Origin of the sequence: Brachybacterium sp. AOP43-C2-M15 (genome assembly GCF_052446295.1) — a bacterium.
Taxonomy (GTDB): Bacteria; Actinomycetota; Actinomycetes; order Actinomycetales; family Dermabacteraceae; genus Brachybacterium.
Genome location: NZ_JBQSWB010000006.1, coordinates 1 through 23,546, shown reverse-complemented (window position 1 = coordinate 23,546; position 23,546 = coordinate 1). Strand labels below are relative to the sequence as shown.

18 protein-coding genes and 1 pseudogene are annotated in these 23,546 nt (G+C 72.0%); 9 read left to right on the top strand and 10 right to left on the bottom strand.

Annotated features, from left to right (window positions below):
• Positions 1–61: 61 nt before the first annotated feature.
• Both ACT3SP_RS07880 and mtnN read right to left on the bottom strand, forming a co-directional pair.
• On the bottom strand, positions 62–2,002 hold the full coding sequence (locus tag ACT3SP_RS07880; protein ID WP_444586715.1) for a BCCT family transporter: 1,941 nt from the start codon (positions 2,000–2,002) through the stop codon (positions 62–64).
• Positions 2,003–2,257: 255 nt separating this feature from the next.
• Positions 2,258–3,007 carry a 5'-methylthioadenosine/S-adenosylhomocysteine nucleosidase gene (gene mtnN, locus ACT3SP_RS07875; RefSeq protein WP_444586714.1) on the bottom strand — a complete coding sequence of 250 codons (750 nt, stop codon included), beginning with the start codon at positions 3,005–3,007 and terminating at the stop codon, positions 2,258–2,260.
• A gap of 131 nt (positions 3,008–3,138) precedes the next feature.
• On the opposite strand from mtnN, the gene ACT3SP_RS07870 reads away from it, so the two are divergent.
• A complete protein-coding gene (locus ACT3SP_RS07870; RefSeq protein ID WP_444586713.1) occupies positions 3,139–4,041 on the top strand; it encodes an alpha/beta hydrolase fold domain-containing protein in 903 nt (300 codons plus the stop codon).
• Here the strand turns inward: ACT3SP_RS07870 and ACT3SP_RS07865 are convergent, their stop codons facing one another.
• Entirely contained in the window at positions 4,042–4,749 is a 708-nt protein-coding gene (locus tag ACT3SP_RS07865; RefSeq protein WP_444586712.1) for a lysoplasmalogenase family protein, read from the bottom strand.
• Between the two features lie 200 nt (positions 4,750–4,949).
• Positions 4,950–6,716: an arginine--tRNA ligase gene (gene argS, locus ACT3SP_RS07860; RefSeq protein ID WP_444586711.1), complete on the bottom strand. Its 1,767-nt coding sequence runs from the start codon at positions 6,714–6,716 to the stop codon at positions 4,950–4,952.
• A gap of 143 nt (positions 6,717–6,859) precedes the next feature.
• On the opposite strand from argS, the gene ACT3SP_RS07855 reads away from it, so the two are divergent.
• The 7 genes from ACT3SP_RS07855 (at position 6,860) to ACT3SP_RS07825 (ending at position 14,356) form a co-directional block, all read left to right on the top strand.
• A complete protein-coding gene (locus ACT3SP_RS07855) occupies positions 6,860–7,279 on the top strand; it encodes a YccF domain-containing protein (RefSeq protein ID WP_444586710.1) in 420 nt (139 codons plus the stop codon).
• 3 nt (positions 7,280–7,282) lie between these two features.
• A complete protein-coding gene (locus tag ACT3SP_RS07850) occupies positions 7,283–7,780 on the top strand; it encodes a flavin reductase family protein (RefSeq protein WP_444586709.1) in 498 nt (165 codons plus the stop codon).
• A gap of 123 nt (positions 7,781–7,903) precedes the next feature.
• Positions 7,904–8,854: an alpha/beta hydrolase gene (locus ACT3SP_RS07845; protein WP_444586927.1), complete on the top strand. Its 951-nt coding sequence runs from the start codon at positions 7,904–7,906 to the stop codon at positions 8,852–8,854.
• A gap of 53 nt (positions 8,855–8,907) precedes the next feature.
• Complete coding sequence (locus tag ACT3SP_RS07840; RefSeq protein WP_444586708.1) at positions 8,908–10,419, top strand: alcohol acetyltransferase; 1,512 nt, start codon at positions 8,908–8,910, stop codon at positions 10,417–10,419.
• Positions 10,416–11,081 carry a DUF6320 domain-containing protein gene (locus tag ACT3SP_RS07835; protein ID WP_444586707.1) on the top strand — a complete coding sequence of 222 codons (666 nt, stop codon included), beginning with the start codon at positions 10,416–10,418 and terminating at the stop codon, positions 11,079–11,081. The genes ACT3SP_RS07840 and ACT3SP_RS07835 overlap by 4 nt, the downstream gene beginning before the upstream one ends.
• Positions 11,082–11,209: 128 nt before the next feature.
• Entirely contained in the window at positions 11,210–12,994 is a 1,785-nt protein-coding gene (locus tag ACT3SP_RS07830) for a DUF7937 domain-containing protein (RefSeq protein ID WP_444586706.1), read from the top strand.
• Positions 12,995–13,057: 63 nt separating this feature from the next.
• Positions 13,058–14,356, top strand: a complete 1,299-nt coding sequence (locus ACT3SP_RS07825; RefSeq protein ID WP_444586705.1) for a uracil-xanthine permease family protein — start codon at positions 13,058–13,060, stop codon at positions 14,354–14,356.
• Positions 14,357–14,364: 8 nt separating this feature from the next.
• Here the strand turns inward: ACT3SP_RS07825 and ACT3SP_RS07820 are convergent, their stop codons facing one another.
• Positions 14,365–15,387, bottom strand: a complete 1,023-nt coding sequence (locus tag ACT3SP_RS07820) for an ornithine cyclodeaminase (RefSeq protein ID WP_444586926.1) — start codon at positions 15,385–15,387, stop codon at positions 14,365–14,367.
• Positions 15,388–15,683: 296 nt separating this feature from the next.
• Here ACT3SP_RS07820 and ACT3SP_RS07815 point away from each other — a divergent pair, with 296 nt between their 5' ends.
• Complete coding sequence (locus ACT3SP_RS07815; RefSeq protein ID WP_444586704.1) at positions 15,684–17,594, top strand: BCCT family transporter; 1,911 nt, start codon at positions 15,684–15,686, stop codon at positions 17,592–17,594.
• A 115-nt stretch (positions 17,595–17,709) separates the two neighbouring features.
• Here ACT3SP_RS07815 and adhP read toward each other — a convergent pair whose 3' ends face one another.
• The 5 genes and pseudogenes from adhP to ACT3SP_RS07790 form a co-directional block, all read right to left on the bottom strand.
• Positions 17,710–18,732: an alcohol dehydrogenase AdhP gene (gene adhP, locus ACT3SP_RS07810; RefSeq protein WP_444586703.1), complete on the bottom strand. Its 1,023-nt coding sequence runs from the start codon at positions 18,730–18,732 to the stop codon at positions 17,710–17,712.
• A 174-nt stretch (positions 18,733–18,906) separates the two neighbouring features.
• Positions 18,907–20,430 carry an aldehyde dehydrogenase gene (adh, locus tag ACT3SP_RS07805; RefSeq protein ID WP_444586702.1) on the bottom strand — a complete coding sequence of 508 codons (1,524 nt, stop codon included), beginning with the start codon at positions 20,428–20,430 and terminating at the stop codon, positions 18,907–18,909.
• Between the two features lie 288 nt (positions 20,431–20,718).
• On the bottom strand, positions 20,719–22,035 hold the full coding sequence (locus tag ACT3SP_RS07800) for a helix-turn-helix domain-containing protein (protein ID WP_444586701.1): 1,317 nt from the start codon (positions 22,033–22,035) through the stop codon (positions 20,719–20,721).
• 70 nt (positions 22,036–22,105) lie between these two features.
• Positions 22,106–23,101 carry a citrulline utilization hydrolase CtlX gene (gene ctlX / locus ACT3SP_RS07795; protein WP_444586700.1) on the bottom strand — a complete coding sequence of 332 codons (996 nt, stop codon included), beginning with the start codon at positions 23,099–23,101 and terminating at the stop codon, positions 22,106–22,108.
• A gap of 2 nt (positions 23,102–23,103) precedes the next feature.
• Positions 23,104–23,546: pseudogene (locus ACT3SP_RS07790) on the bottom strand (ornithine cyclodeaminase); the annotation flags it as partial.

Genomic DNA, 23,546 nt, shown 5'->3' with positions numbered 1-23,546 from the left:
GAGGCACCCCGGGGCGGAGGCACGGAGGAGGCGGCGTCCGCGCGGCCCCCTCCGTGCCCTCTCAGTCCTCCCGGTGGAAGGGGCTCCAGCGGGCGCGGCGCCCGCGTGACCCGACCGCGCCGAGCTGGTCGGCCCGGGCCGACGAGCCGTCCTCGCCGTCCGCGCCGAGCGCCGGCTGCTCGCTCGTGTAGGTCGAGAGCTGCTCGGCGACCTGGTCGTGGATCTGCCCCGCGACCTGCTGGTGCAGCTGGGCCTGGAACTGCTGGCCGTACTCGCCCTCGAGATGGGACTCGACATGGTCCGCGACCTGGGACTCGACCCGGTCGCTGACCTCCTCGGTGAGCTGTGCGGAGTACCGCTCCACGAACTCGCGCTGTCGCAGCTGCAGCTCGAGCTTCGCGATGACCTTGACCTCGTCGCTGAGCGAGCGCCACAGCGAGACGCACATGCCGATCATGACGATCGAGAACGGCAGCGCGGAGAGCAGCGCGAGTGACTGCAGCGCGGTCATGCCGCTCGCCTCGGCGTCCCCGGACAGGGAGCTCACCCAGATCAGCGAGGCGGCGATGACCCCCGAGGCGGAGGCCCAGAAGATGCGCGTGATGCGCGGGGGGTTCGGATCGCCCTTGTGCGCGATCATGTCCATCACGAAGGCGCCCGAATCGGCGCTGGTGATGAAGAAGATCGAGACCAGCACGACGGCGATGCCGGAGAGCAGCGCGCCCGCCGGCAGCTGGGCGAAGGTGTCGAACAGTGCGGTGTTCGGGTCGATCGCTCCGGCCGCGTCGGTGAAGTCGACTCCCTGGATGACGGACTCGTACAGGGCGGTGCCGCCCATGATCGTGAACCACAGGAAGGTCAGCGAGGTCGGGACGAGCAGCACGCCGGTGATGAACTCGCGGATCGTGCGGCCCTTGGAGATGCGGGCGATGAACACGCCCACGAAGGGCGACCAGGAGATCCACCAGCCCCAGTAGAACGTGGTCCAGCTGCCCAGCCAGCGGGCGCCGTCCTCACCGCGGAAGGGCTGGGTCTGGAACGCGAGCTGCAGGAAGTTCTGCAGGTAGTAGCCGACGTTCGAGACGACGTCGCGCAGCAGGAAGAGCGTCGGGCCGAGGATCAGCACGGCGACCAGCAGCAGGGCGGCCAGCGCCATGTTGAGGTTCGAGAGCAGCTTGATGCCCTTGTCCACGCCGCTCGCGGCCGAGAGGGTGGCCAGCGCCGTCACCGCGATCACGATGACGACCTGCACGAGCGTCGAGTTCGGCAGGAGGCCCAGGTGGTCGAGCCCTGCGGCGATCTGGTTCACGCCGAAGCCGAGCGAGGTCGCGATGCCGAAGAGGGTGCCCACCAGGGCGATGATGTCGATGACGTCACCGATCCAGGTGTCGGTGCGCTTGCCGAGCACCGGCTCGAGGGCCCAGCGGATGGAGACCGGGCGGCCCTTGCGGTGCACGGCGTAGGCGACGGCGAGTCCGACCACCACGTAGATGCCCCAGGCGTGCAGGCCCCAGTGCAGGAAGGTCTGCCCCAGGGCGCGCTCGGCGCGGGTGGGACCGTCCATCCCGGCCGCGTTCGGCGGGATGCCGGGGGAGGCGGTGTCCGCGTAGAAGGTCAGCGGCTCGGCAGCGCCCCAGAACACCAGGCCGATGCCCATGCCCGCGGCGAAGAGCATCGCGAACCAGGAGAAGACGCCGTACTCGGGCTCGTCGTCGTCCTTGCCGAGCTTGATGTCGCCCATGCGGCTCACGGCCACCACGATCCCGAACGCCACGAAGGCCGTGACGAGGAGGACGTAGTACCAGCCGATCGAGTCCACGACCGTGGAGTTCAGTGTCGAGATGACGTCGTTGAACGTGTTCGGCAGCAGCAGCGCGAACGCGACGGCGAGCACGATGATGCCGCTCGCGACGAAGAACACGGGCTTGGACAGGGAATATCGGGGGGCGGCCGGCGAGGCGTCGGTCGTCGTGGTGGAGGAGTCAGGTGCCGAGGAGGCCACGATCGCTCTTTCCGCGGGTCGGGGACGGGGACGGCCCGGCACACCGACGTGGATCCGAGTGGACTCGGGTCCCGCGGCGGTGGGAGGGGCCCGGGCACCGTACCTCCGTCTCCTGCCGCGGGGACGAACGCGGAGCGTGATCACGTGCGCAGTCGCACAGCGGAGCACCGTGCAGCAGGGCCCCCGGGGCCCGCAGGGTACGCAGGGCCGGCGGGGAGCTCGGGCGAGGGCGCGCGCTGAGCAGGGGGCGGGCGCTCAGACGCGGGCGAGGGCGCCGGCGAGAGCCGCGACGGCGCGGGCCGAGCGTTCGGCGACGAGGTCCAGCTCGAGGTGGAACTGCTGCCCGGCGGCCGGGCCGCACAGGTCCGAGACCGCGCGCAGCGCCGTGAACGGCACCCCGAGGGCCGCGGCGGTGCGGGCGCTCGCGGTGGTCTCCATGTCAGCGCTGAGCGCGTCCGGGAAGCGTTCCCTCATCGGTGCCGCGAGAGGGGCGGTGACGAAGGCGTCGCCGGCGAGCATCAGCCCGCGGCGCACCGCGGCACCTCCCTCGCCCGGCCCGTGCACGGACCGGGCGGCGGTCTCGGCGGCGTCGGTCAGGGCGGGATCGGCGGTGAAGCGCTCGGGGGAGCCGGGGACCTGTCCGGGGGCGTAGCCGAAGGCGGTCGCGTCGGCGATCGAGTACGCGAAGGTCTCCCCGACGATCAGGGTGCCGACCTCGACGTCGGCCGCGAGGCCCCCGCAGGACCCGGCCGCGACCGCGGCTCCTGGCCGTGCCTCGAGAACGGCCCAGGTGAGCGCCGCTGTCGCGGCGGCGATGCCGATCCCGGTGGTGACCACGAGGGTGTCCTTCCCGCCGAGCCGACCGCGCACCGCCGCGACCCCGCCGTCGAAGGGGGGCGTGAGCACCGTGGGTCCCTCGAGGCGCGCGACCAGCGGCGCCGCCTCCTCCGGCATGGCGGCGAGCACGAGCAGCGGACCGGTGGGCGCCGGCAGGGAGGTGGTCATGGTCGAAGGGTACCGGGGGCGAGGGCGCTCCGGAGGCGGGTGACCCGTGGACCCCGGGCACAGGCGGGTTCGTTAGTCTGGAGGCATCCGCCAGCGAGGCGACCTGCGAGGGTCGCGGACAGGAGGCACAGATGGGCCGCATCCGAGACGCCGTGGTGACGGGGGCGCGGGCCGTGCGCCGCATCCCGATCCCCTCGACCCTGACCCATCAGGCGCTGCGGGAGGCCCGCAGCCCGCAGCCTCCCGGGCACGTGCTGAAGTCCCACGCGATCGAGCCGGAGATGGTCGGCCGCACCCGCACCGTCTGGCTCGACGAGCATCGCGCGGACAACGGCATCATCGTGTTCCTCCACGGCGGCGCCTACGTCTCCGGGCCCTTCACCAGCGACTGGGCCTGGCTGTCACGCCAGGCCGACGCCCGTGACTGCGCCGGGCTGATGATCGACTACCGCAACGCCCCCGACCACCAGCATCCGGTCGCGCGGGACGACGTCGAGGCGGCGCTGGCCGCGCTCGTCGCCGACGGTCGCCTCGACGGGCGGCGCTGGGTGCTGGCCGGCCAGCACTCCGGTGGCGGTCTCGCCCTCGTCATCGCCCGCCGGCTGCGCGAGACGGGAGCGGTCCCCGCCCCGTCGGCCGTGATCGCGATGTCCCCCTGGCTGGATCTGGAGCTCACGAACTCCGGGATCACCGAGACCGACCAGATCGACCCGGTGCACGAGCGCCGCCTGCTGCGGGGTGCGGCGCGCCGCTACGCGGGCCGCACCTCCCTGGACGATCCGGACCTCTCGCCGATCAACGGGAGCCTCGCGGCGCTGCCGCCGATCCACCTCAGCGTGGGCCTGCGGGACCTGTTCCTCTCCGACGTGCGGGTGGCGCGGCTGCAGCTCGAGGAGAACGGGGCGGAGCTGTCCTACCGCGAGATCAGCGGACGGCTGGGCCTGCAGCTGATCCCCCGCAAGGGCGAGGACATCGAACGGCTCCACCGCGAGCAGGCGGAGCTGCTGGCCCGGGCGCTGGCTCCCGGCAGCTGATCAGCTCTCGACGATCACCAGCGCCGCGCCCGGCGCGCACGCCGTCCAGCGCCGCCGCGGCATCGCCTGCACCATGCCGGCGATGAGCAGGGCGTGCCCGACGGTGTAGGTGAGCATCACCAGCTCGGTGCTGAAGGCGATCGAGGCCCCCGGCAGGAACCAGTCCATCGCCAGCAGGGAGCTGGAGAGCAGGAACAGCGTCCCTCCGCTCCAGGTCAGGCCGTTGCCGCCCGCGGAGAGGAAGGCCACCGTCGCGAGCGCCATCGCGTAGGCGCCGACCATCGGGAGCAGGGGCCCGGCGCCGTCCGCGCAGGCCACGAACAGACCGATCACCACCGCGCCGTAGGGGATCGCGAGCGCGATGCGCATCGCGTCCCGGGTGCGGGCCCACATCGGGGCCAGTGCGGCCGCGTAGAAGATCAGGGCGCCGAGGAAGCCGGACACCGTGACGATCTGCTCGACGTGGGGAAGCAGCTGTCCGAGGCTGTCCCCGCACCAGGCGCACAGCAGCCCCCCGAGCAGCAGCATGGTGGTCCGGGAGCGGTGCGGGGCGGCGGTCAGCAGCACCCCCACCAGCAGCGGGACGAACAGGGGCTGCGTGATGCGACGGACCATGTCGGCGTCGGCCGTGACCGAGCCGACGTGCACGATCACCGTCAGCGCATAGGCGACCCACAGCATGAGGTGGACTGATCGGATCGGCGGCACCGCTCAAGCGTAGGAAGACCGTCCCGCCCGGACCAGTGTGAGGACCGCTCGTCACGGGCACGTTTGGATAACGTCGGGCCACGTTTCGGTCACGACGCCCGGAGGGTGACCGTTTTGCCCGGGATCGCCCGCCGCGCAGGGCGGGACATGACGGGACGTGACGCCGGATGACGTGCGATGACGGGACGCGTCCCGCCCGGTCACATCTGCTGCGGCGCGCTCACCCCGAGGGCGTCCAGACCCTCGACCAGGACCCGCTCGGTGAGGTGGGCGAGGGCGAGACGGCCCGCGCGCACCGCCTCGTCGGACTCCTTGAGGATCGGGGAGGCCTCGTAGAAGGAGGTGAAGGCCTGGGCGAGCGAGAACAGGTAGGCGCACAGGCGGTGCGGCTCGTACTCGGCCCCGACCGCCTCGAGCGTGGAGCCGAAGTCCAGCAGCTCGAGGGCGAGCGCCCGCTCGGCGCCGTTCTCGACGTGGGGAGCGGAGGCCGCGGTGACGCCCTGCGCCTCGGCCTTGCGCGCGATCGAGCGGATCCTCGCCACCGCGTACTGCAGGTACGGCGCGGTGTTGCCGGTCAGGGCCAGCATGCGGTCGAGGTCGAAGGTGTAGTCGGAGTCGTGCGCGGTGGAGAGGTCCGCGTACTTCACGCCGCCGATGCCGATGTCCTGGGCGATCTGCTCGCGCTCGACCGCGGGCAGGTCCGGGCGCAGCTCCTCGATGACGGTGCGGGCGGTGCCCACCGCCTCCTCGAGCAGCGCCATCAGACGCAGCGAGGCACCGGAGCGGGTGCGCAGGATCTTGCCGTCCTCGCCGAGCACCGAGCCGATCTTCACGTGCCGCGCCTGGACCTCCTCGGGCAGCCATCCCGCCTCGCGGGCGGCGGAGAACACCATCTGGAAGTGGAGCTCCTGCGCCGTGCCGACCACGTAGGCGATGCGATCGGCGCCCAGGTCCCGCACCCGGTGGCGGATCGCGGCGAGATCCGTGGTGGCATAGCCGTAGCCGCCGTCGGACTTGCGCACGATCAGCGGCAGGGGCTGCTCGTCCCGGCCGATGAAGCCCTCGGGGAACACGCACAGCGCACCGTCGGAGATCGTGGCGATGCCGTCGGCCTCGAGGTCCTTGCACACGATCTCGAGCTGGTCGTTGTAGCTGGACTCGCCGGCGAGGTCGGCGTCGGTCAGCGTCACGTCGAGCATGTCGTAGATGCGGTGGAAGTACTGCTTGGACAGCTCCACCAGGCGGGTCCAGATCGCGAGGGTGTCGCCGTCGCCCGACTGCAGCGTCGCCACCCGCCGACGGGCGCGGGAGGCGAAGTCGCCGCCGTCGGCCGCCGCGCCCGCCGCCTCGGCGGCATCGAACTTCGCCCGCGCGGCCTGGTAGAAGGCGTTGGGATCGGTCTCCAGCAGACCCGCCTCGGCGCTGTCCTCGCCCACCTCCAGCAGATGCTCGATGAGCATGCCGAAGGGCGTGCCCCAGTCGCCGATGTGGTTCTGGCGGATCACGGTGTGGCCGAGCTTCTCGAGCGTGCGCACGATCGAGTCGCCCACCACCGTGGTGCGCAGGTGGCCCACGTGCATCTCCTTGGCGACGTTGGGCGCCGAGTAGTCGACCACCACCGTCTGCGGCGACGTCGCGAGGGGGATGCCGAGGGCGGCCGACGGGTCCGCGATCCGCGCGGCCTGAGCCGCGATCCAGTCCGTGCGCAGGCGGATGTTCAGGAAGCCGGGACCCGCGATCTCGGGCGTCTCGGCGATGTCCTCGAGGTCGACAGCGGCGAGGATGTCCGCGGCGATGTCGCGCGGCTTCCTGCCCAGGCGCTTCGCCAGGCCCATCGCCGCGTTGCACTGGAAGTCGGCGAACTGCGAGGGGCGGATGATCGGGTCGGCGCCTGCGAACTCGGGCCCGAAGGCGGCGGCGAAGGCGGACTGGAAGCGCTCGGTCAGCGCGATCTCGGGAGCAGGCATGGGACCCAGGGTAATCCGCGATCGCGGAGCCGCCGGCACGCCGAGGACGTGACGCTCGACAGACCCGTCGTCCGGCGGACCCCCGCCCGCCCAGGGGGACATCCCCCTGGTCGCTGTCGGGAGCGGATGCCTACAGTGGGAGCATGCGCACCCTCGTGACCCTGATCCTGAACATCATCTGGCTGCTCACCGCCGGGTGGGCGCTGTTCCTCGGCTACCTGCTCGCCGGGATCCTCGCCTGCATCCTCGTCGTGACGATCCCCTTCGGCCTCGCCTCCTTCCGGATCGCGGGCTTCGTGATCTGGCCCTTCGGCCGGGAGGTGGTGGACACCCGCGCCGGCGGTGCGGCCAGCACGCTGGGCAACGTGATCTGGTTCGTGATCGCCGGCTGGTGGCTGGCGCTCGGGCACGTCGGCACCGCGATCGCGCAGGCCGTGACGATCATCGGCATCCCGCTGGCCTGGGCGAACATCAAGCTGATCCCGGTGACCTGCTTCCCCTTCGGCAAGCAGATCGTGGACTCGGACTCCGCCCGGTCCCGGATGCTCCCCATTGCGCGCTGAGCCGTGAGCACCCCGCCCGCGGTCGACCAGGACGAGTACCGGCGCCTGAGCGACCTGCTCGCCGTGGGCCTGGCCGTGGTGAGCACGCGGCGGGGATCCCATGACCTCGCGGTGACCGTCGACTCCTATCTCGACCTCTCCTACGATCCGCCGACCATGCTGGTGGCCCTGTACGGCATGTCCCGCGCCGCCGAGGCGGTCGAGGAGGCCGGGCACTGCTGCCTCACCCTGCTGGCCGCGGACCAGCACCACCTGGCCGACCGCTTCGGCACCCCGGCCGCCCCGCTGCAGGGGATGCTCAGCGGCCTCGCGGTCACCCGCACGGACGACGGCGACGCGATCCTGCCCGGCGCCCTCGCCCACTTCGGGCTGCGGATCGACCAGGCGGTCGACGCCGCCACCCATCGCCTGCTCATCGGGACCGTGGTGGAGATGGGGGAGGGGCGGGTCGACGCGGATCCCGCCGTGCGCTTCGCGGGCGAGAAGCGGGACCTGCGCTGAAGCGGGACCTGCGCAGAAGCGGGGCCTGCGCTGAGAGGCGGCGTCTATCCTGAGCGGCATGGATCCGACAGCGATGGACCTGCCCTCCGCCGCAGCGGTCGCGCGCCGGTGACCGCCGCGCCCGTGAACCCGTTGCTGCGGCTCGCTCTGCGCCTGCTCCGCCTCGCCCGCTTCGACATGCGGGAGGACTACGAACGGGTGCGACGTCTGCAGCGCCAGCTCGCCTCCCTGCCCCCGGCGCGCTACCGCAGCCCCTCCTGGGACACCGTCTCCGACGGGGAGGACGGCCGACGGGTGCCGGTGCGGGTGTTCACCCCGCGCGAGCAGCGCCGCGAGGACCTGCTGCTGTTCTTCCACGGCGGCGGCTGGGTGACCGGGGACATCGAGAGCTACACCCCGGCCTGCGCCACCATGGCGGACCTCACCGGCTGCCGGGTGGCCTCGGTCGACTACCGGCTCGCGCCCGAGCATCCCTTCCCCGCCGGCCTCGAGGACTGCTACGGCACCGCCCGCCGACTGCTCGAGGACCCTGCCCGGGCCGGGCTCGGGGACCCCGACCGGATCGTGCTGGTGGGCGATTCCGCGGGCGGCAACCTCGCCGCGGCCGTCTCCCTGCTGCTGCGCGAGCGCGGTCACCGCACGCCCAGCCGGCAGATCCTGCTGTATCCGGTCATGCACTGGGACCACGACCCCGAGACCTCCCCCTTCGCCTCGGTGCGCAGCCACGGCGAGGACTACCGCCTGACCAGCACCGAGGTGCAGGACTACATGGAGCTGTACGTCTCCGATCCCGCGATGCGCCGCAACCGGCTGGTCTCGCCGCTGATGGCCGAGGATCTCTCCGGCCAGCCCGACACCCTGCTGCTGACCGCCGAGCTCGATCTGCTGTGCGACGAGGGGGAGGCCTACGGCCGGGCTCTCGCGGAGGCCGGGAACCGGGTGCGGACCCACCGCGTCGAGCAGGCTCTGCACGGCATCATCACCCTGCCCCGCTTCGCCCGCCCTCTCCGCGACGTCTACGAGGTGATCGACGAGTTCCTCGATGAGGAGCCGGCAGCGCGGGACGCGTCATGAGGAGCCGGCGATGAGGGTGCGGCGATGAGGGCGCGGCCGACGAGGTGCCTGGCATGAGCCCGCAGCGGCATCGTCGCCGCTGGGTGCGGCTGGACAACGCCTCGAACATCTTCCTCGCCGCCCGCAGCGACGTGGACACCAAGGTGTTCCGCATGAGCGCCGAGCTGGACCACGAGGTCGACCCCGCGCTGCTGCAACAGGCGCTGGACGCGACCTTCGAGCGCTTCCCGCTCTACCACGCGGTGCTGCGCCGCGGCGTGTTCTGGTACTACCTCCAGGACAGCGACCTGCGGCCGGTGGCGGAGGAGGAGACGGAGCACAGCTGCGCCCCGATCTACCAGGCGGACCGCCGCACCCTGCTGTTCCGGGTGGTCCATCACCGCCGCCGCGTCAGCCTCGAGGTCTTCCACGCCCTCTCCGACGGCACCGGGGCGCTGTGGTTCCTCACCGACCTGCTGGACGCCTACACCCGTCGACGCTTCCCGGAGGGGGCACCCGGGTCCCCGGAGCACCCCGACCCGCCGCCCGAGGAGGTCCCCGCCGGCGACGGGGCGCAGGCGGCGGAGGAGGTGCACGAGCTGACCACCGACTCCTTCGCCCACTACTTCCGTCGGCGCCGGCGGGCCCGGCGCGCGCGCGTCTCCCACGAGGAGGAGTTCAGCCGCGAGGCCGCGCCGGCGGTGCTGAGGGTCGAGGAGGCAGAGGCCGTCATCACGGAGGGCCCCACCGCAGGAAGCCCCACCGCCGGGAGCTCGCCGGTGCAGGAGGGCGCCGCGCCGCCGCCCGCCCCGTGGGCGCCCGCCGCACCCCCGCCGGCCCGTCGGGTCCACCGGGTGCGCGGCACCCGCACTCCGGACCACCGCACCCGCGTCCTCGAGCTCACCATGCCGGCGCGGCCCGTCCTGGCCCTCGCCAAGCACGAGGGTGCGGCCATGTCGATGTACCTGACCGCCCTGTTCTTCGCGGCGATCCGCCGCACCCCGGCGGGCGCCGCGGGCGCTGCCACCCTCACCGCCTCCGTGCCGGTGAACCTGCGCCAGTTCTTCCCCTCCACCTCGGCGCGGAACTTCTTCGCGACGATCACGGTGGAGCACACCTACGGCGAGGGCGACGACTCCCTCGGGGCGGTCGCGCGCCGCCTCCAGGAGTCCTTCAGCGCCGAGGCCACCCCGGAGGCGCTCGAGGAGAAGCTGCACCGGCTGATCCGGGTCGAGCGCTCGCCCTTCGCGCGGATCGTGCCCCGCCCCCTCAAGGACACGCTGCTGAGCCTCGTCAACCGGGCGAACAACCGTTCGCTCACGGTCGCGATCTCGAACCTCGGCCGGGTGACGCTGCCCGAGCCGGCCGCGTCCCATGTGGGGCGGATGCTCTTCCACGTCTCCGCGGCGCGCCCGCAGTTCTGCGCCATCTCCCACGGAGACCTGCTCACGATCTCCTTCACCTCGCCCTTCGTGGAGAACGATCACGTGCGGGAGTACGCCCGCCTGCTCGCCGAGGCGGGGATCGAGGTGTCCCTCGCCGCGTCGCGGACCACCGAGGCGGAGCTCGCGGAGGTGGGGCGATGAGGAGCTGCCCCGACTGCACAGTCCGCGTCGAGGGGGACTGGGCCCGCTGCCCGCTGTGCGGCACGGCGCTCGAGGGCGCCGCAGCGCCCAGCCCGTACCCGGCCGTGCCGCTGCGCTTCACCCGCCGTCGCGTGCTGCGCGTCCTCACCCTGACCTCGCTGGCGGTGATCGCCCTGTCCTTCCTCGCCCAGCTGCTGTTCCGTCCCGACCAGGAGGGCATCGGCGCGCTGCGCTCGGTGTGGCTCGGCATCGCCGCGACCTGGCTGGTGGTCGTGGTGGCGGCGACCAAGCGCCGCAACATCGCCAAGTCCATCGTGTATCTGGTGACGCTCGCCGGCGGGGTGTGCGTGTACTGGGACTACCTCACGGGCTGGAGCGCGTGGTCGCTGACCTACGTGGTGCCGATCCTGTGCGCCGCCTCGATCATCGGCCTGCTGATCATCGTGCGGGTGATCCGGATGGAGGTGGGCGACTACGTCGTCTACAGCGGGCTGACGGTGCTGCTGGGCCTCACCCCGATCGTGTTCCTCGCCCTGGGGTGGGTGGGCACCGTGATCCCCTCGGCGATCTGCGGCGGGCTGAGCGTGCTCACCGTGGTGCTGCTGCTGACCGTGCGGGGCGGTGCGGTGCGGCACGAGCTCGCCACGCGACTGCATCTGTAGGGGCGCGGGAGCTCGGCTGAGACGCACGGCGCACCATGCCCTCGGCGCGCCGACCGGCGAGGGGCCGTGCTCCTCCTTAGGATGCGAGACGCATATGCCCGGACGGAGCACGGCAGGAGAGCAGGTCTATGGAGCGGGATCCGCGCGAGGACGACCCCCAGGACGCGGACTGGATCTTCGCCGTCGACGATCCCCACAGCCTGCCCACCGACAGGCTGCCGGACCGCGCCGAGTTCGACCGCTATGCGACCCCGCTGCTGGCCCGTCGCGCCGCCGAGCCGACGCTCCCGCCGGGGGAGGGCGAGACCGTCGACCTCAGCGACCTCGACCCCGAGGCGCTGCGCGCCGGTGCGGCGCCCGGCGAAGCACGGCCCGGGAGGTCGGCGACGACCCTGCCCGGTGCGGAGCCCGACGCCGTCACCGGGGCGATCCCGGCTCTCGGCGAGGACGGCGAGGTCCTGGACGACGACGAGCTGGTCGCGCCGCTGGCCCGCCCCCGCACCGTCTCCTACGCCCGCTCGGGCACCACCCCGAACGCGGAGGAGGACGAGATCCCGCTGAACGGGTTCGTGCTCCCCGACCGCTTCCGCGACCTCGGCGTGTTCGACGCGCTGCGCGACGTGGCCGCTCTGATCTGCCTGGCGACGGCACTGACCACCACCTTCACGCTCGGCCACAGCCCGGGCCTGGACCTGGCCGGGAAGATCGCGATCGGCACCGGTCTCGTGGCCCTGGTCCTCGTGCACCTCCTGCGCTGGGTCCCCGAGACGCCCCCTCTCGCCGTGATCCGCGTGCTGCGGATGGTCGGCATGCTGCCGGCCCTGCTCACCGCCGTGGCCGTCCTCGCCACGGACCTGGTGCTCTCGCTGCCCAAGCTGTTCGCCTCCCTCCCCGAGGGCCCGCCGGTGGGCATTGGGATCGGGGTGTCCCTGCTGCTGCTCGGCGGCGTGCTCGGCATCGAGCCGCGTGCCCACGAGGGCTATCTCCCCCAGGCGAGGGCGCGCCGGGTGGCGCGGACCCTCCTGCTCGCCGTGGCCGCGGCCGCCGCGCTCACGCTGCTGCTCGCGCTGGTCATGATCGTCGGCCGTGTGTTCACCACCGGGTGGGCCTACTCGCTCATGACCTTCGCCAACACGATGGTCTCCGCCCTCCTGATCGGGATCGTGCTGGTCGCCGCGCTGCGCAGGGAGCGCTCCTGGTACGTGTTCTCGACCGGGGTGGTGGCCGCGCTCGTGATCGCCGCGCTCGCCGACAACACCCTCGGTCTGCAGTTCGCGGCCGCGCTGAGCGCCGCCTCCGGATACGTCTACCTGCCCTACCTCGTCGCCGCCTTCGGCCTGATGATCTCGCGGTCCTTCGTGCGCTCGATGCCGGTCTCCTTCCGCCGCACCGACTGGCTGGTCTACTCGGTGCGCGCCTTCGAGTTCAGCGCGATCATGCACACCGCAGCCGTGCTCTGGCACCTGATGGCCGCTGCCGCCGCGACCGCGGGGCAGGCTCCGGGCAGCCCCGTCCTGCATCTCATCGACGCCGTGGTCTGCGCCTGCTTCGTGGTCGTGTCCCTCGTCGGCCGCACCTCGCTGCTGTCCCGCCAGGCGGTCAGCGCCCGCGCCAGCGGCGTGGTCTCGGCGCTGGTGCTGGTGGTCGTCGGCTTCCTCGACGTCATCGTCAACTCGCTCGCCATGGCCGCGGGCGCGGGACTGGTCACCGGGGGCGTCGCCCTCGTGATCGGCCTCGCCATCGCCCTGATGCTCACGGTCCCCGCCCCGGTGCGCGACGAGTTCGGCGCTCCCGACGTCGGCCGGATGTTCGCCGACTTCCGCGCGCGCGACGGCGGCCGGGTCTCGCTGCTGGACCGGGTCCCCGACGTCACCGCCGAGACCGCTCGCCGCAAGACCTTCCCCGGTCGCTGAGCCGCGCCCGCCGCGAGCGTCTCCTCTCCCTCCCCCCTCTCCCTCCTCACCCCCTGGAGAACCATGTTCCGCTGGAGACTGCACGGCGACGGCCGCACCATCGCCCCCGACGCGATCGTCCTGCCCGAGGAGCGCCTCGCCTGGCCGCTGACCATCGGCATCGGCGCCCAGCACGTGGTCGCCATGTTCGGCGCGACCTTCCTGGTCCCGCTGATCACCGGCTTCCCGCCCTCGACCACGCTGCTGTTCTCCGGCATCGGCACCCTGCTGTTCCTCACGATCACGCGGAACCGGGTCCCCAGCTACCTCGGCTCCTCCTTCGCCTTCATCGCCCCCATCACCGCGGCCACGCAGTCCCACTCGATGGGTGCGGCGCTGGGCGGCGTGATGATCACCGGTCTGCTGCTGGCCGCGCTGGGTCTGCTGGTCCAGCGGATCGGCACCCGCTGGATCACGGTGCTGATGCCGCCGGTGGTGATGGGCTCGATCGTCGCCCTGATCGGCTTCAACCTCGCCCCGACGGCCTACGAGAACTTCCAGGAGTCCGCGCTCACCGCGACCATCACCCTGTTCGCGGTGGTGCTGTGCACGGCGCTGTTCAGGGGGCTGCTGGGCCGCGTCTCCGTGCTGCTGGGCGTGCTGATCGGCTACCTCGTGGCCGTGCTGCGGGGTGAGGTCGACTTCGCCCCCGTCGCCGAGGCCGCCTGGTTCGGCCTGCCCGAGTTCCACCACCCGACCTTCCAGCTCGGCCTGCTGCCGATGTTCCTGCCGGTCGTGCTGGTGCTGCTGGCCGAGAACGTCGGCCACGTGACCAGCGTGGGCCTGATGACCCACCGGAACCTCGATCACATGGTGGGGCGCACCCTGTCCTCGGACGGCCTCGCCACCGCGCTCTCGGCGGGCTTCGGCGGCTCGCCCACCACCACCTACGGCGAGAACATCGGCGTCATGAGCGCCACCCGCGTCTACTCCACGGCCGCCTACTGGGTGGCCGGTGTCGTCGCGATCGGCCTCTCGCTGTCCCCGAAGGTGGGCGCCGCGATCTTCACCATCCCCCCGGGCGTGCTGGGCGGCGTGACCTTCGTGCTCTACGGCCTGATCGGCATCGTGGGCGTGCGCATGTGGGTGGACGGCAAGGTCGACTTCTCCCGCCCCAAGAACCAGTTCACCGCGGGCGTCGCCCTGGTGGTCGGGATCGCGAACGTCACCTGGACCTTCGGCGGCATGGAGCTGACCGGCATCGCGCTGGGGACCCTCGCGACGCTGATCATTTACCACCTGATGAACCGGCTCGGGCGCGCCACGGGCACCGAGCTGGTGCGCGAGCCGGCCGAGGCCGTCGAGCCGGTCCGCGAGGGCTGAGCCCGCGCTCAGCGATCAGCGGCGGTCACCAGCGAGAAGAGGTCCTTGGGATCGTCCGGGTCGGCGATCACGTCGATCCACGAGAGCAGCTCCGCGCCCCGGGTCGCCTGCTGGGCGTAGCGCAGCGCCGAGAAGTCCGCGAGGGCGAAGCCGACCGAGTCGAAGACGGTGATCTCCTCGTCGTCGGTGCGCCCGGCGGCCTCGCCGCTGAGCACCTGCCACAGCTCGGCGACCTCGAACTCGGGCGGCAGCTGCTGGATCTCGCCCTCGCTGCGCGTCTGCTCGGCGAACTCGACCACCACCCGGGCGTGCTCGAGCAGCGACGGATCCAGCTCGGTCTTGCCCGGGCAGTCCCCGCCGATCGCGTTCACGTGCACGCCGGGCCCCACCTGGTCGCGGTGCAGCACGGCGGTGCGCGCCTTGTCCGCGGTGCAGGTGGTGATCACGTCGGCCCCCGCCACCGCCTCGTCCACCGACTCGCACAGCACCACCTCGAAGCCCAGCGGCTCGAGGTTGCGTCGCACCTTCTCCACGGCGCCGCCGTCCAGGTCCATGACGCGCAGCCGGTCGATCCCCAGCAGCGCCCGGAACGCAAGGGCCTGGAACTCCGCCTGCGAACCCGCTCCGATCAGGGCGTGGACCCGCGCGCCGGAGCGGGCCATCTCGCGCGCGGCCAGCGCCGACTGCGCCGCTGTGCGCAGCGCCGTCAGCAGGGTCATCTCGGCGAAGAAGATCGGATAGCCGTTGTCCACGTCGGCGAGCACCCCGAAGGCGGTGACGGTCTGCAGCCCCCGCGCGGGGTTCAGCGGGTGGCCGTTGACGTACTTGAAGGAGTACAGGTGCCCGTCGGTGATCGGCATCAGCTCGATCACGCCGTACGGGGTGTGGCTGGCCACGCGCGGGATCTTCTCGAAGGAGGTCCAGCGGAGCAGATCCTCCTCGAGCACCCGGGCCAGGCCGGACAGGATGCTCTCGGGGCCGTCGCGCTGGATCCATCGGCTCATGCCGGGCACATCGAGCAGGTGGGGCATCGTCGTCATCTCCCGTCGTGGGGCGCATCGCGCAGGGGTCGAGGAGTGCTCTGGTTCCAGGGTAGGCCGAGGGAGGCTCCCGCCGGAGCGATACCGACGGACTTCCCCCGTCCCGCGCCGGTGCGTCCCGTGCCGGTGCGCGGGGCGCGGGACTCGCGCCGCGCGCCGTCGGTCCACGGGATCCGGTCCGCCGGGCGCCGGTCTGTAGTCTGGGGACTCGACGTGCACATTCCGAGAGACACCCGGGAACCGCGGGGCGCTCCAGCCTGTCGGCGGTCCTCGGGGGAGAGGCCGTGATGAGCCAGACGCCGCCCGAGGATCCTCCGGCGCGGGAGACCGGACCGCCCCCGCCCGGCCAGGACGACACCGCCCTCGCCGCCGTGCAGGAGCGAGACCTGTCCGAGACGGTCGCCGCGCCCCTCGAGGACGAGGACGACGACCATCAGATCGTCGCGAAGCTGAAGGCCCAGGGCGTCCGGCTGGGGAAGTTCGACGTCGCCCCGGCCGTCTTCCTGCCCTCGCTGATCGCGGTGCTGGCCGTGGTGGCGGTCGCCGTGTTCTTCCCGGGAGCCACCGGGCGCGTGCTGCTCAGCGTCCAGGACGGGATCGTCGGCAACCTCGGCTGGTACTACATGCTGGCGGTGGCCGTCTTCATCGTCTTCTCGCTGGTGGTGTGCTTCTCCCGGTACGGGACCATCCGCCTGGGGCAGGACGACGAGAAGCCCGAGTTCGGGGTGCTGACCTGGTTCTGCATGCTGTTCGCGGCCGGCATGGGCATCGGCCTGGTGTTCTACGGTGTCGGCGAGCCGCTCGGCTACGTCACCAGCGAGATCAAGCCCGGCTGGGGCGGCGGCGACGACGCCGCGCTCTCGCAGCTGGCCATGGCGCAGACCTTCGTCCACTGGGGCCTGCACCCCTGGGCGATCTACGCGGTGATCGGGCTCTCGCTCGCCTATGCGATCCACCGTCGCGGCCGTCCGGTCTCGATCCGCTGGGCCCTCGAGCCGCTGCTCGGGAACCGGGTCAAGGGCTGGATGGGCGACCTCATCGACATCCTCGCCGTCTTCGGCACCCTGGCCGGGGTCGCGACCTCGCTGGGCCTGGGCGTGCAGCAGATCGGGGCGGGCATGGAGGCGATCGGGATCGTCGAGACCGCCGACAACACCCTGCTCGTGATCCTGATCGTGGCGATCACCTTCGCCGCGACCCTGTCGGTGGTCTCGGGCCTGGGCAAGGGCATCAAGTGGCTCTCGAACATCAACCTCTCGCTGGCCGCGGTCGTGCTGCTCGCGGTGCTGCTGCTGGGCCCGACGGTCTTCCTGTTCCAGAACTTCATCCAGTCCCTGGGCGCCTATCTCGCCAACGCCCTGAACATGACCTTCGACGTGGGGGCCTTCGAGGGCGCCGACGGGCAGGCATGGTCCACCACCTGGACCCTGTTCTACTGGGGCTGGTGGATCTCCTGGGCGCCCTTCGTCGGCGTGTTCATCGCCCGGATCTCCAAGGGCCGCACGGTGCGCGAGTTCATCGCCGGCGTGCTGCTGGTCCCGTCGATCGTCGGCTTCTTCTGGTTCGCCGTGATGGGCGGCTCCGGCATCCACCGGCAGCTGTTCTCCGACGATCCGATCGTCCCCGAGGGCGAGGACATCGCCGTCGAGGGTGCCCTGTTCGAGATCCTCGGCGACCTGTCCCTGGGCTCGATCCCCGTGGGCGGGGTGCTGTCGATCGCGGCGATCTTCCTGATCGCGATCTTCTTCATCACCTCCTCCGATTCCGGCTCGCTGGTGATCGACATGCTGGCCTCCGGAGGCCACCCGAACCCGCCGATGTGGTCGCGCGTCACGTTCTCGCTGCTCGAGGGCGCGGTCGCGATCGCGCTGCTGCTGGCCGGCGGTCTGGAGGCCATCCAGGCGGCGGCGCTGGCCACCGCACTGCCGTTCAGCATCATCCTGCTGGCCATGGCCGTGGCGACCATGCGCAGCCTGAAGGCCGACCAGGCGGAGCGGGACCAGCAGGCGCTGCGAGCCCGGTACGAGCAGTTCAGCGGTCGCCTCGCCGAGGACTTCGACGAGGCCTTCGGCGAGCAGGTCGATCATCGCGTGGACACTCGGATCGACTACACGATCAACCGCACCCGGGGCGTCTTCGACAAGGGCGGCACCCACCCCCGGCGGTCCCGATCGGAGGGGCGGGACCGGCCTTCCTGAGGCACCCGCCCGCCCCGTGACGAACGACGGGCCCGGCCGTCCCGCGAGGGACGACCGGGCCCGTCGGCCGTGAGCGGACCGCTCGGCGCTCGTGACCGCGCGGCGCTCGGGCGGCTCAGTACTCGATGACCACGCGGCCGTCGATCTTGCCCTCCTTCATCTCCGCGAGCACCTGGTTGACGTCCTCGAGGGCGCGCTTGGAGTAGGTGGGGCGGATCTTCCCGGCGGCGTAGAACTCGATGGCCTCGGCGAGATCCTGGCGGGTGCCCACGATCGAGCCGCGGATCGTGAGCCCCTTGAGGACGATGTCGAAGATGGGGGCGGGGAAGTCCCCCGGGGGCAGGCCGTTGAACACGATCGTGCCGCCGCGGCGGGTCATCCCGATCGCCTGGCCGAAGGCCTGGGGGTGCACGGCGGTCACGAGCACGCCGTGGCTGCCCCCGACCTTCTCCTGGATGACCTCGACCGGGTCCTCGACGCTCGCGTCGACCACGATCTCTGCACCGTGCGCGGTGGCGAGGTCGAGCTTCTCCTGGGCGATGTCCACGGCGATCACGCGCATGCCCATCGCGACCGCGTACTGCACGGCGATGTGCCCGAGCCCGCCGATGCCGGAGATCACGACCCACTGGCCGGGCCGCACCTCGGTGCGCTTGAGCCCCTTGTAGACGGTGACGCCGGCGCACAGCACGGGCGCGATCTCGTAGGGATCCGCTCCCTCGGGGATGCGGGCGGCGAACTTCGTGTCCACCAGCATGTACTGGCCGAAGGAACCGTCCACGCTGTAGCCGCCGTTCTGCTGCTCCTCGCACAGCGTCTCCCAGCCGGTGCGGCAGTACTGGCAGTCGCCGCAGGCGCTCCACAGCCAGGCGTTGCCGATGGTGTCGCCGACCGCTACGTCGGTGACGCCCTCGCCGACCTTCTCGACCGTGCCCACGCCCTCGTGGCCGGGCACGAAGGGAGGGGAGGGCTTGATGGGCCAGTCGCCCTCGGCGGCGTGCAGGTCGGTGTGGCACACGCCGGAGGAGATCAGCTTGACGAGGGCCTGGCCGGGGCCGGGCTCCGGCAGAGGGTAGTCCTCGACGGCGAGGTCCCGTCCGAACTCGCGGACGACGGCGGCGGTCATGGTGGTGCTCATGTCTCTCTCCTTGGTCAGCCCGGTGCCGGGCAGGGGGTGAGGGCGGGACGTCGGCAGGGTGCCGACGGACCGTTCGTGATCACAGGGGTGCCCCGGTGAGGGGCCCGACGAGGGCGGGGCATGGCGCCGGCGGCGCGGACCGCCGCCCCCGTCGGACGGCTGATCGGACGGATCTCAGAAGAAGCCGAGCTTCTGCTCCGAGTAGGAGACCAGCAGGTTCTTCGTCTGCTGGTAGTGGTCCAGCATCATCAGGTGGTTCTCACGGCCGATGCCGGAGGACTTGTAGCCGCCGAAGGCGGCGTGGGCGGGGTAGGAGTGGTAGTTGTTCACCCACACGCGCCCGGCCTGGATGGCGCGGCCCGCGCGGTAGATGGTGTTCTGCTGCCGGCTCCAGACGCCGGAGCCGAGCCCGTAGAGGGTGTCGTTGGCGATCGAGATCGCGTCGTCGTAGTCGCTGAAGCGGGTCAGCGCGAGCACCGGCCCGAAGATCTCCTCCTGGAAGATCCGCATCGAGTTGTCCCCCTCGAACACCGTGGGGGTCACGTAGTACCCGCCGGAGAGGTCACCGCCGAGGTCGGCGCGCTCGCCGCCGGTGAGCAGCGTCGCGCCCTCCTGCTTCCCGATGTCGATGTAGGACAGGATCTTCTCGAGCTGGTCGTTGCTGGCCTGCGCACCGATCATCGTGTCGGTGTCCAGCGGGTCGCCCTGCGTCGTGGCCTTCACGCGCTCGAGCCCGTCGGCGACGAAGGAGTCGTAGATGCTCTCCTGCACGAGGGCGCGGGAGGGGCAGGTGCACACCTCGCCCTGGTTCAGGGAGAACATCGCGAATCCCTCGAGGGCCTTGTCGTAGTAGGAGTCCTTCTCGGAGGCCACGTCGGCGAAGAAGATGTTGGGGCTCTTGCCGCCCAGCTCCAGCGTCACCGGGATGAGGTTTTGGCTCGCGTACTGCATGATCAGGCGGCCCGTGGTGGTCTCGCCGGTGAAGGCGATCTTCGAGATCCGCTTGTTGGAGGCGAGCGGCTTGCCGGCCTCCGCGCCGAAGCCGTTGACGATGTTGACCACGCCGTCCGGCAGCAGATCGCCGATCAGCTCGATGAGCACCAGGATCGAGGCGGGGGTCTGCTCGGCGGGCTTGAGCACCACGCAGTTCCCGGCCGCGAGCGCCGGGGCGAGCTTCCACACCGCCATGAGGATGGGGAAGTTCCAGGGGATGATCTGCCCCACCACGCCCAGCGGCTCGTGGAAGTGATAGGCGACGGTGTCGTCGTCGAGCTGGGACAGGGAGCCCTCCTGGGCGCGGATGGCCCCGGCGAAATAGCGGAAGTGGTCGATCGCGAGCGGGATGTCCGCGTTCAGCGGCTCCCGGATCCCCTTGCCGTTGTCCCAGGTCTCCGCGACGGAGATCATCTCGAGGTTCTCCTCGATGCGGTCGGCGATCCTGTTGAGGATCACCGCGCGCTCGGCGGGAGAGGTCGTGTTCCAGGCCGGCGCCGCGGCGTGGGCGGCGTCCAGCGCCAGCTCCACGTCCTCCGCGGTGGAGCGGGCCACCTCGGTGAACACCTCGCCCGTGACGGGGGTGGGGTTCTCGAAGTACTCGCCCTTGACGGGCGGCACCCACTGGCCGCCGATGTAGTTCTCGTAGCGGGGCTTGAAGGTGACCTTCGAGCCCTCGGTTCCCGGTCGTGCGTAGACAGTCATGGCGTTCCCTTCGTCGCGATCGCGGACGTCCGTCCCGACGCCGGGTGCCTGCGGGCGCCGACGGCGTCGTCGGTTGCCATAGACCGTAACCCGCGTCACGTTGCGCGGACGTTGCAGCGGGACGGTGCAGCGGGACCCTGCTGCCGGACGCCCTGCTGCCGGACGCCGACGTCGGATGTCGCGGCAGGACGCCGCCGTGAGACGTTGCCGCCGGACGTCGCAGTCGAGCGCCGCACCGGGCGCTGCCGCCGTGCGAGGTGCCGGGAGCGGAGCGACGGGAGGAGACCTTCAGGCGACCTCGCCGCGCAGCTCCTGGGCCCGCACCACCGCGGCCGCCCGCTCCGGGGCGTCGGGCGGCGCGAGCTCGAGGACCGCCATCAGGATGTCGAGGTCCCCGTCGGCCTCGGGGCGCTGCGCAAAGCGCCACAGCTGCCTCCAGCTCCCTCTCTCGAGCAGCAGCTCGCGCAGGTGGGAGCCGGTGCTGCGGCGCAGGTCCTCGATCTCCGGGGCCGACGAGCCGGGCAGCAGGTCACCGCCGCCGTGGGAGAGCGCGGCATCGAGGTCGCCGTGCGCGAGCGCGGAACGGGTGCGCAGGAGATCGCTGTCGAGGTCGCCCAGCAGCCGGTACGGGCGGGAGGCGATCTCGAGCCCGTCGACGGCGGCGAGCACCTTGCGCAGGCGCACCACCTCGGCGCGCACCGTGCCCTCCGCGCTCGCGGTCCCGTGCAGCCGCTCGGCGAGCTCGGCCCCGGTGATGCCGTCGGCGCTGAGATGCAGCAGGGCGAGCAGCTCGGCGTGGCGGCCGCTGAGCTCGATGGTGCGATCGCCCTGGCGCAGCTGCGGCGTGCGGCGTCCGGTGAGGAGCAGCTCGGCCGCGGCGCGAGGGAGGATCCGTGTGCGTCGCGCGGGGGCCGCGCGGGTCTGCTCCGCGCCGGGCGGGGGAGCCGCGCCCAGACGGGTGCGCAGCTCGTCCTGCACCGCCCGGGCGGTCGCCTCGAGCAGAGGGAGGACCAGCGGGGCGACCGCCTCGGCGCTGCCCGTGACGTCGAGGACGCCGAGGGTCTCGCGGGTATGGGGATGGAGCACGGGGACCGCGCTGCAGCTCCAGGGGTGGACCGCCTCGTGGAAGTGCTCGGCGCCGACCACCTGCATCGAGGAGGAGGTGGCCAGGGCGAGTGCCGGTGCTGAGGTGCCCATGGCCGGTTCGGACCAGTCGGCCCCGACGGCGAAGCCCATGTCGTCGGCGCGGGAGATCATCTGCGGTCTGCCCTCGACCCACAGCAGGCGGCCGCGGGCGTCCCCGAGAGCGACCATGAGCCCCGCCTCGACGGCCGGATCGATCAGGCGCGAGCGCAGCAGCGGCAGCAGGTCGGCGAACACGTGGTGCCGGCGCACCTCCGCGAGCTCCTCGCCCTCGATCGCGGCGCGCGCGGCGGCGTCGGGGCCGGGCAGGGCCTCGAGCGAGCGGCGCCAGGAGGCCAGGACAGCCTCGCGCACCAGGCCGTCCTCGGCATGCGGCGAGGTGATCGCGCGCAGGTCCTCATGGGCGCGCAGCAGGCGCGCCTGATAGGCCGAATCCGTCGGTGACCAGCTCGTGGCGGTCATGGCATCCCGCCACCGGGACCCGCGGAGAAGAGAACAGCGCTGATCACGATCCACCTCGTCGTCGCTCGCATCACACCTGCGCCGACGGTACCCCGAGCGGGAGGGGGAGGCAACGTCCCGTGCTCCGCTCCCGGCCCGGCTGAGTGGCCGGGGCGCGGGGCGGCAGGTGGATGCCGGCGATCATGCAGCGCACCGACCCGCCGGCGGCCTCGATCGTCGGCACCGCGGCGGTGAGGATCCGGCAGCGGCGCTCGATCCGCCGCCGCTGCGCGGGGGTGAGCTGGGCGCTGGCCCGCTCCGACATCGCCAGCACCGGGCCCTCGCTGCCGCTGAGCTCGAGGCAGTTCCCGAGGAACCCGGCCACCTGCTCCTCCGCGATCTCGACCACCTCCCGACCGCTGTCGCGCAGGGCGCCCAGCACAGCGCCCCGCTGGGCGAGGTCGCGGATCATGCCGCTGCCCACCACGGCGACCTCCGCCCCCACGCTCATCAGCACGTTCGTGTGGTAGACGGGCACGCCGCGACAGTCGAGGGCCTCGAACAGCAGCGGCTCGAGCCCGAGCTCCGCGCAGGTGCGGGCGAAGAGATCGGGGTCGAGACGCGCCGAGCGGCAGGCGTAGGCGCGACGCCCCACGTGGTCGAGCACCATCGCCCCGGTGCCCTCGAGGAAGCGACCCTCCCGCTCGTACCCGGAGAGGTCCAGCACCCGGTCGACGACGAAGCTCTCGCGCAGGTGCGCGATGACGTCCTCTCGCCGCTCGGCCCGCCGGTTCGCGGCGCACATCGGATAGAGCACGACGGTGCCGTCGGCGTGGGTGGACAGCCAGTTGTTCGGGAAGACGCTGTCGGGTGTCGCCCCGCTCCTGTCGTCGAACACCCTCACCTCGACGCCGGCCGCGCCCAGCACCCGGGCCAGGCCGTCCACCTCGTCGCGCGCGCGGGCCGCGATCTGCGGCGGCGAGGCGGCCAGGCGGTGCTGGAAGGCGTTGTCGACCGCGGTCTGCGGGTTCGGACGGAAGCGGTGGGGGCGGACCAGGACGGCGCTCGCGGGGGCCTGTCCGCTCATCGTCAGCTCACCGGGGCGAGGACGTCGACCAGGGAGAACAGGTCCTTGGGGTCGTCGGGCCGGGCCACCAGGTCCACCGACGCCTCGAGCTCGGTGCCCGCGGTCGCCTCCCGGGCGCAGCGCAGCGCCGAGAAGTCGGAGATCGCGAAGCCGACGGAGTCGAACACGGTCACCTCCTGCTCGTCGCGCCGGCCCGGCGCGACGCCGGTGAGCACCTCCCACAGCTCGGTGACGGGGAAGTCCGGGGCCATCTGCTGGATCTCGCCCTCGATGCGGGTCTGCGGGGTGAACTCCACGACGACCCGCGCCGAGTCGAGGATCCGGCCGTCGAGCTCGGTCTTGCCGGGACAGTCGCCGCCGATCGCGTTGACGTGCACCCCGGGGCGCACCTGGTCCGCGGTGAGGATCGTGTTGCGGGCCTTGTCCGCGGTGCAGGTCGTGATGA